The sequence below is a fragment of the Colwellia sp. genome (assembly GCF_013215345.1).
Classification (GTDB): Bacteria; Pseudomonadota; Gammaproteobacteria; order Enterobacterales; family Alteromonadaceae; genus Colwellia.
Genome location: NZ_JABSOV010000142.1, coordinates 1 through 8,396 on the forward strand (window position 1 = coordinate 1; position 8,396 = coordinate 8,396).

Here is an 8,396-nt window from a genome sequence, read left to right on the forward strand (position 1 = left end):
TTTGAAGGTCATCTGCACTAAGTGAGTTATAGCACAATTATTTCAGCCATTTTTTGCTGCTTCGACCTTGCTACTGCATTTTACTAACTAAAATAATTATCAAAGAAAACGCCTCCCCAAGTAACGACACAAATACAAAGGGCTAAAAATACCGCCGCAGAGCCAAGATCTTTTGCTCGACCTGATAGCTCGTGGTGCTCAAGGCCAATTCGGTCTACCACAGCTTCTATCGCTGAATTTATAACTTCCACTAACAGTAATAATATTAAAGAGCTTAATAATAATGCTAACTGCATACCGCTGGAGGCAATAAATAAACTAAGAGGAATTAAGCAAAGGCATAAACACAACTCTTGCCTAAATGCTGACTCATGTTTATACGCGGCTTGTAAACCTAGTAAAGAGCACCGCGTTGCTTTTAATATTCGTGTAAAACCTGAACCGTTTGGTTTATTTTTTATCTCTGCTTGTGCCGAGTGATTTTCGTTCATATTAATAATACCCGTTACTAATCAAGGTGCATGTTTCAGAGTGTTTGAGCAATTTCAATTCAAGGCGCTGTGATGAAATAATGGTTATTCAGGATAATATGCTCCTGCATTATCTAATAAGGTACTTCCTGTACCGTCCTTATAAGTCACAGCAACGATGAAGTGATGTTGTTCAAGCGCTTCTTCGATGGGTTTAAAATGACTTTATACTAAGTTAAAGAAACAAATTATAGAGTGACTATACAAAACCTACTCTCCTTACCTCATGTCATTTTAACTCCCACTGAATCCTTGCACTATGAATAGTAATGGGTATGAACCTACTGAAGAAAGTGGCTATCCTGCTGTCGCAAGATTTGCAGTTGTTGATAGTTAATGATATCAGGTTTTTTATTCAAATCGTCAATATGGTATTTATTGGTTAACAAGCCGCTGGAATAGATAGTATTATCAACTAGGTAAGCCTTATCAATATAACTCGCCATGGCGACACCACGTTTTTTTGGTAAATCGAATAAATCAAAACCCGAACTAAAATGCGATAACGGTGAAGTACTATTTAGCACATGCTTTAGTAATGTAGGTACTACATCAACATGAGCAGAGCGATTAATTTGCTTAACTAAATTCTTTTGCCCAGGAATATGCATTACTAACGGCACTCTGGTTTGTGCTTGAGTAAAGTTACTACCATGCCCCCAATAGCCTTGTTCATTATCATTGAATTCTTCACCGTGGTCTGAAGTGATAATAATGACGGTATTTTTATCTTGACCAGTATCAATCACTGCTTGATGAATTTGCTTAAATAGCGAATCAATATAATGCAGAGAATTCTGGTAGTCATTTAAAAATGGCTGAGCATTAATATGTTTGTTGACGAGAAATTCAGCGGTCACTTTAGGTGTAGGTATAAATTTCCTATGATGTTCAGGGTAGTCATAATCATGATGTGATGAAGTCAAAAATACAAACTTAAACCAAGGTTTATCACCACTAATCGACTTAATATCAGCGATAACGTTATCGGCTACTTGTTTATCATTTTTGCTGCTACTGCCCTGCTTTGGGTAAATATAAAGAGGCTCTGATATATCGCCAAAAAACATTGCTTTCATAGCAAAGCGATTAAAATTAGAGCCGCTGTATGAGCTTATATTGTAACCCTGTTGGGCAAAGCTTTTAGTGAGCATACTTTGATGCTTAAAAGGGGCTGATTGGGCACTGGCTAAATAACTCGGATTTAAACCATACATCAAACTAAATAACCCCGAGACAGTGACATTACCACCACTGTAATGGTTTTCAAATTGATGACTCTTTTTAGCAAACTCCGAAATATAAGGGGTTATGTCACTGGTCAGCATATCAGCCCGCCAACTTTCAACAACAAATAACAATACATTAAGTGGCGTATTGTTATCACTTTCATCAAAAACAAGTGGCTTAATTGGATAGTTAAAACGTTGCGAAGATACTTTATTCTCAATGATGGGTTCATTAGTTGAAGTATTAACCACAAGTAATGCTGGGAATTTTTTTTGTAACTTTGCCATCATGCCCGTTGACGTTATGGGGGCGTAATAAGGCATATAAGGAGTGTATGTCAGAATACTTTCTTGCTTAGTGTAGTTACCCCAAATATGTATGCCTTGACCCAAGAGAAAAAGGCTAATAATACCAATATTAACCAGGGTAGTTTTCATATTGGCTAATTGCTTAGCTTTGCCATAAATAAATACTTGTAGGGCGACGACAGCAATAGCTACAATAATAACCAGTAAACTCATGCCCCAAGATAAACCTATACCTTGAAAATCAAAGATAGCCATTTCTATAAAAAGCATATCGATATGAAAGCGATAAATATTAAAGACCAAAATATCTGCCAGTAAAAAAATATCGAGTAGTACTTTCGGAATAATGATCAACACAGCCACTTTATTACTATATAACAGTGGCGTTAACATCAAGGTCAGTAGCAAACAAACTAAATAATAATAACTTGGGATACTCAGGCCATAAATAAAAGTGCTGAAAGTCCCATGCTGGTAAGCTGAATATATAAATACAGTTAACAGCGCTAAGCTAGTAATAAAACTAATGAATACATAACGAGTGGCAAATTGTAGGTGCTTGAATAAAGTTTTCATTGAAGTGGCTGCGAATTCAGCAGCTGATTACTAGCTGAATATCATCATAAGGGATAGGTGCATAAATTCTAATTCAATGAAATTGTACTAACCGTAAGACAAGTGTAATGAAAGTGTAAACCAGGTAGATAAGAGTGTAAGCAACTCAATAACAGATGTAAGTTTCTGTAAGAGTTACATTTTTGCTTTTACTTGCTTAACTTACGTAAGTTAATTTTACTGGATTAAATAATAAGTCTATGCTGAAAACCTGCCTATACACTACGTAACGTCTGCACTTCCCTATACCATTGAAAACGCCTTAATTAACAATTATCAACAAGAAAGCTTGCACACAATAAGCTTTCTTGTATAATACGCGCTCGCATTCAGCCAAATTGAGTGTGCTTTGCTAAAGACTTTTACTAATACTTTTATTGTTAAGTAAAACTTATAGCACTAAATAAAGAAGAACTAGATTCTTGTTTATTTCACAGCAGCTCTAATTTTGAGTTGAATGTTTATAGTTAACACACCCCCTTCCGGCACATAAGGAAGTAGAGGGTCGTGTTTTTTTGTTCTTTAAAAAGGGGATTTGTCTTCATGTCAAATCAAAGAATTCGCATTCGTTTGAAAGCGTTCGATCATCGTTTGATTGATCAATCTACAGCAGAAATCGTTGATACTGCAAAACGTACTGGCGCACAGGTTCGTGGTCCTATTCCACTTCCTACACGCAAAGAACGTTTCACTATCTTGACTTCTCCACACGTTAACAAAGATGCACGTGATCAGTACGAAATTCGTACTCACAAGCGTCTGATTGATATCGTTGAGCCAACTGAAAAGACTGTAGACGCATTAATGCGTTTAGATCTTGCAGCTGGTGTTGATGTTCAAATCAGCTTGGGCTAAGAGGAGTTTTAACAATGACTATAGGTCTAGTTGGACGTAAAGTAGGTATGACTCGTGTCTTCACAGAAGATGGCGTATCGGTACCTGTAACCGTTCTTGAAGTTGAAGCAAACCGTGTTGCTCAGGTTAAAACTGTAGACAACGATGGTTATGCAGCAATACAAGTTACTACTGGCAAGCGTAGAGCAAGCCGTGTAACAAAACCAGCTGCGGGTCATTTCGCTAAAGCAGGTATCGAAGCAGGCCGCGGCTTGTGGGAATTCCGCTTGAACGAAAATGAAGGTAGTGATATTGAAGCCGGCAGTGAACTAACTGTTTCAGTTTTCAATGACATCAAATTAGTAGACGTTACTGGTACATCGAAAGGTAAAGGCTTCCAAGGCGGTATTAAACGCTGGAACTTTACTATGCAACATGCAACGCATGGTGTTTCGTTATCACATAGATCAAACGGTTCGTTAGGTCAATGTCAAACACCAGGTCGCGTTTTCAAAGGCAAAAAGATGTCTGGTCACATGGGTGCTGTGCGCGTTACTACACAAAACCTTGAATTGGTTCGCGTTGACGCAGAACGTAACTTGTTGCTTGTTAAAGGCGCAGTTCCGGGTGCTATCAATGGCAACGTAATCATCAAACCAGCTGTTAAAGCTTAGTCCAGGAGATTTTGTGATGGAATTATCATTAAAAGACGCATCAGGTGCTCTAGAAGTATCCGAAGCAACTTTTGGACGTGAGTTTAATGAAGCGTTAGTACATCAAGTAGTAGTTGCATACGCAGCTGGTGCTCGTCAAGGTACTCGTGCTCAGAAAACTCGCTCAGAAGTTAGCGGCGGTGGTGCAAAACCATGGCGTCAAAAAGGTACAGGCCGTGCACGTGCCGGTACTACTCGTGGTCCAATCTGGCGTTCTGGTGGCGTAACATTCGCTGCTAAACCTCAAGATCACAGCCAAAAAGTTAACCGTAAAATGTATCGTGGTGCTATCGCTAGCATCCTATCTGAACTAGTTCGTCAAGACCGTTTAGTAGTAGTTAACGATTTTTCGGTAGAAACGCCTAAAACTAAAGAACTTGTTGCTAAGTTAAAAGGTTTAGAGCTTAAAGACGTATTGATTGTAACGAAAGAAGTTGACGAGAACTTGTTCTTATCAGCACGCAACTTGTACAAAGTTGACGTTCGTGACGTTGCAGCAATCGACCCAGTAAGCTTGGTTGGTTTCGAAAAAGTTTTAATCACTGCAGATGCAATTAAAGAAATTGAGGGGATTTTAGCATGATAAACGAAGAACGTTTGTTGAAAGTGCTTTTAGCACCGAATATTTCTGAAAAAGCAACTACAGCCGCTGAAGCAAACAACACTGTTGTTTTCAAAGTAGCTACAGATGCAACTAAAGCTGAAATTAAAGCCGCAGTTGAGAAACTTTTTGAAGTTACAGTTGAAGGTGTTAATACACTTAATGTTAAGGGTAAAGTAAAACGTACCGGTGCTCGTTTTGGTCGTCGTAACGACTGGAAAAAAGCCTACGTTACTCTTGCAGAAGGTAGTGACATCGACTTCGTTGGCGCGGAATCATAAGGAGCAGTTAAAATGGCTATAGTAAAATGTAAACCTACTTCTCCGGGTCGTCGTCACCTAGTTAAAGTGGTAAACAAAGAGCTTCATACAGGTAAGCCTTATGCACCATTATTAGACACTAAGTCTAAGTCTGGTGGTCGTAACAATAATGGTCGCATTACGGTTCGTCACATTGGTGGTGGTCATAAGCAACATTATCGTATCGTTGATTTTAAACGTAATAAAGATGGCATTCCAGCCAAAATAGAACGTTTAGAATACGATCCAAACCGAAGCGCTAACATCGCATTAGTTTTATATGCAGATGGTGAACGTCGTTACATCTTAGCCCCTAAAGGCTTAAGCGCTGGAGATACTATCCAGTCAGGTGTTGATGCTCCTATCAAAGCTGGTAACACTATGCCGTTACGTAACCTACCATTAGGTAGCGTTATTCACGCAATCGAACTTAAACCAGGCAAGGGCGCGCAAATTGCACGTGCTGCTGGTACTTACGCACAATTAGTTGCGAAAGATGGTGCTTACGTTACTTTACGTCTTCGCTCTGGCGAAATGCGTAAAGTTGAAGCAGATTGTCGTGCTACTTTAGGTGAAATCGGCAACTCTGAACACATGCTTCGCCAACTTGGTAAAGCTGGTGCTTCACGCTGGCGCGGTGTTCGCCCAACTGTTCGTGGTGTTGCCATGAACCCAGTTGACCATCCACACGGTGGTGGTGAAGGTAAAACATCTGGCGGTCGTCATCCGGTATCACCTTGGGGTGTACCAACTAAGGGTTACAAGACTCGCTCGAACAAACGTACTGATAAATTTATCGTTCGTCGTCGTACTAAGTAATTAGTACATTAAACTAATATTCTGATTGCTTGAACTTAGCTAACTTATGTTAAGACTAGGTTCAACATGAAGAATTTGAATTATATAAGGATTCACCATGCCACGTTCCCTCAAGAAAGGTCCATTTATTGACCTACACTTGTTGACGAAGGTAGAGAAAGCGGTGGAAAGCGGGAATAAAAAGCCAATTAAGACTTGGTCCCGTCGTTCAATGATCATCCCTACGATGATCGGATTGACCATAGCTGTCCATAATGGCCGTCAACACGTTCCTGTATTTGTAACCGAAGAAATGATCGGTCACAAATTAGGAGAATTTGCACCAACTCGTACTTATCGCGGTCATGTCGCTGATAAGAAAGCGAAGAAATAGGGGAAATTGAATGCAAGCAATAGCTATACATAAATTTGCCCGCGGTTCTGCTCAGAAAGCGCGTTTAGTTGCGGATCAAATCCGTGGCGTAAATGTTGAGAAAGCACTTGAAATTCTAACTTACAGCAACAAGAAAGCTGCTGAGTTAGTTAAAAAAGTACTTAACTCAGCTATCGCAAATGCCGAGCATAACGAAGGTGCAGATATTGATGAATTATTCGTTAAAACTATTTTAATTGACGATGGTCCAACAATGAAACGTATTATGCCACGTGCGAAAGGCCGAGCCGATCGCATCATCAAGCGCACTAGTCACATCACTGTGATCGTGTCTGATTCTTAGGAGTATATTAGTATGGGTCAAAAAGTTCATCCTAACGGTATTCGCTTAGGTATCACGAAACCTTTCGCGTCTACTTGGTTTGCAAGCACAAAAGATTTTGCTAGCAACTTAGCCGGCGACCACAAGGTTCGCGAATTTTTAAAAGAAAAGCTTAAACGTGCATCACTTTCAAAAGTGATAATCGAACGTCCAGCTAAATCTATCCGCGTAACAATTCACACGGCTCGTCCGGGTGTTGTTATCGGTAAGAAAGGCGAAGATGTTGAGAAACTACGTTTAGCAATTACTAAAATTGCTGGTGTTCCTGCTCAAATCAACATCGCTGAAGTACGTAAGCCAGAAATGGATGCGCAGCTTGTTGCAGACAGCATTGCTAGTCAATTAGAACGTCGTGTTATGTTCCGTCGCGCTATGAAGCGTGCAGTTCAAAACGCAATGCGTCTTGGCGCTAAAGGCATCAAAGTACAAGTTAGTGGTCGTTTAGGCGGCGCTGATATCGCACGTGCTGAATGGTATCGTGAAGGTCGTGTACCTTTACATACATTACGTGCTGATATTGACTACGCAATTGCGCGTGGTAACACTACTTATGGTGTAATTGGTATCAAAGTTTGGATCTTTAAAGGTGAAATCATTGGCAAAATGCCATTGCAAGTAGAGCAACCAGCTGCTAAACCTAAAAGAAAAAACACCCGCAAAGCGAAGTAAGGAATAAGTAATGTTACAACCAAAACGTACTAAATTCCGTAAGCAACATAAACTACGTAACCGTGGCTTAGCACACGTAGGTAGTTCAGTTAGCTTCGGTACTTTCGGTTTGAAATCACTTGAACGTGGTCGTATGACTGCGCGCCAAATTGAAGCTGCTCGTCGTGCCATGACTCGTCATGTTAAACGTCAAGGCAAAATCTGGATACGCGTATTCCCTGATAAGCCAATTACTAAAAAACCTCTTGAGGTTCGTATGGGTAAAGGTAAGGGTTCTGTAGAATATTGGGTTTGCCAAATTCTTCCAGGTCGTGTTCTTTATGAAATGGAAGGTGTTTCGGAAGAAATCGCGCGTGAAGCTTTTGCTTTAGCCGCTTCTAAACTACCATTCAAAACTTCCTTCGTAACTAGGACAGCATTGTAATGAAAGTTAGTGAACTTAAAGCAAAAAGCATTGAAGAGCTTAACGCTGAATTACTAGAACTTCTTCGCGAGCAGTTTAACTACCGCATGCAAGCAAGCACTGGTCAATTAGCACAAACTCATTTGCTAAGAATCGTACGTCGCAATATTGCACGTGTTAAGACTATCATCACTGAAAAGGCAGGTAAGTAATGAGCGAAGCTAAAATCCGCACAGTACAAGGCGTTGTTATCAGTAACAAGATGGATAAGTCTATCGTTGTAATGATCGAACGTCGCGTAAAGCATCCTATGTACGGTAAATACATCACGCGTTCAACTAAGTTGAAAGCACATGATGAAGCTAACGTATGTAACGAAGGCGATATCGTAACTATTACTGAAGTTGCACCAATTTCTAAGTCTAAAAACTGGAAATTAGTTGACGTAATTAGAAAAGCTTAATTTAGTATTTATACTTAATTAAACTTTAAATAGTTGCCAAAAGACCTTAACATTTATTTGTTAAGGTCTTTTTTTATGTCTCTCTTTTGGGTTAGATGAAATTGACATAATTTCTAAGTCTGCTCATAAATGGAAGTGGAAATTAGTTTACGTAATT

13 protein-coding genes are annotated in these 8,396 nt (G+C 39.6%); 11 read left to right on the top strand and 2 right to left on the bottom strand.

Annotation, left to right across the window (positions count from 1 at the left end):
* Nucleotides 1-83: 83 nt before the first annotated feature.
* Both HRT50_RS16095 and HRT50_RS16100 read right to left on the bottom strand, forming a co-directional pair.
* Entirely contained in the window at nucleotides 84-491 is a 408-nt protein-coding gene (locus tag HRT50_RS16095) for a diacylglycerol kinase (RefSeq protein WP_291616327.1), read from the bottom strand.
* 320 nt (nucleotides 492-811) lie between these two features.
* Nucleotides 812-2,644 carry a sulfatase-like hydrolase/transferase gene (locus HRT50_RS16100; protein WP_291616329.1) on the bottom strand — a complete coding sequence of 611 codons (1,833 nt, stop codon included), beginning with the start codon at nucleotides 2,642-2,644 and terminating at the stop codon, nucleotides 812-814.
* A gap of 582 nt (nucleotides 2,645-3,226) precedes the next feature.
* Here HRT50_RS16100 and rpsJ point away from each other — a divergent pair.
* From rpsJ to rpsQ, 11 genes are all read left to right on the top strand, one after another.
* Complete coding sequence (gene rpsJ / locus HRT50_RS16105; RefSeq protein ID WP_019026497.1) at nucleotides 3,227-3,538, top strand: 30S ribosomal protein S10; 312 nt, start codon at nucleotides 3,227-3,229, stop codon at nucleotides 3,536-3,538.
* A 14-nt stretch (nucleotides 3,539-3,552) separates the two neighbouring features.
* Complete coding sequence (gene rplC / locus HRT50_RS16110; RefSeq protein ID WP_291616333.1) at nucleotides 3,553-4,191, top strand: 50S ribosomal protein L3; 639 nt, start codon at nucleotides 3,553-3,555, stop codon at nucleotides 4,189-4,191.
* 16 nt (nucleotides 4,192-4,207) lie between these two features.
* Complete coding sequence (gene rplD / locus HRT50_RS16115) at nucleotides 4,208-4,813, top strand: 50S ribosomal protein L4 (protein WP_291616355.1); 606 nt, start codon at nucleotides 4,208-4,210, stop codon at nucleotides 4,811-4,813.
* On the top strand, nucleotides 4,810-5,112 hold the full coding sequence (gene rplW, locus HRT50_RS16120) for a 50S ribosomal protein L23 (RefSeq protein WP_011041720.1): 303 nt from the start codon (nucleotides 4,810-4,812) through the stop codon (nucleotides 5,110-5,112). The genes rplD and rplW overlap by 4 nt, the downstream gene beginning before the upstream one ends.
* 12 nt (nucleotides 5,113-5,124) lie before the next feature.
* Nucleotides 5,125-5,949, top strand: coding sequence for a 50S ribosomal protein L2 (gene rplB / locus HRT50_RS16125; protein WP_291616339.1), 825 nt, complete (start codon nucleotides 5,125-5,127; stop codon nucleotides 5,947-5,949).
* Between the two features lie 97 nt (nucleotides 5,950-6,046).
* Complete coding sequence (gene rpsS, locus HRT50_RS16130; RefSeq protein WP_011041718.1) at nucleotides 6,047-6,322, top strand: 30S ribosomal protein S19; 276 nt, start codon at nucleotides 6,047-6,049, stop codon at nucleotides 6,320-6,322.
* Between the two features lie 10 nt (nucleotides 6,323-6,332).
* Nucleotides 6,333-6,665 carry a 50S ribosomal protein L22 gene (rplV, locus tag HRT50_RS16135; protein ID WP_019026501.1) on the top strand — a complete coding sequence of 111 codons (333 nt, stop codon included), beginning with the start codon at nucleotides 6,333-6,335 and terminating at the stop codon, nucleotides 6,663-6,665.
* A gap of 12 nt (nucleotides 6,666-6,677) precedes the next feature.
* Nucleotides 6,678-7,373, top strand: a complete 696-nt coding sequence (gene rpsC, locus HRT50_RS16140) for a 30S ribosomal protein S3 (protein WP_291616345.1) — start codon at nucleotides 6,678-6,680, stop codon at nucleotides 7,371-7,373.
* Nucleotides 7,374-7,383: 10 nt separating this feature from the next.
* On the top strand, nucleotides 7,384-7,797 hold the full coding sequence (rplP, locus tag HRT50_RS16145; RefSeq protein WP_291616347.1) for a 50S ribosomal protein L16: 414 nt from the start codon (nucleotides 7,384-7,386) through the stop codon (nucleotides 7,795-7,797).
* On the top strand, nucleotides 7,797-7,988 hold the full coding sequence (gene rpmC / locus HRT50_RS16150; RefSeq protein WP_011041714.1) for a 50S ribosomal protein L29: 192 nt from the start codon (nucleotides 7,797-7,799) through the stop codon (nucleotides 7,986-7,988). The genes rplP and rpmC overlap by 1 nt, the downstream gene beginning before the upstream one ends.
* Entirely contained in the window at nucleotides 7,988-8,239 is a 252-nt protein-coding gene (gene rpsQ, locus HRT50_RS16155; protein WP_291616352.1) for a 30S ribosomal protein S17, read from the top strand. Before rpmC ends, rpsQ begins: the two co-directional genes overlap by 1 nt.
* Nucleotides 8,240-8,396: the final 157 nt, after the last annotated feature.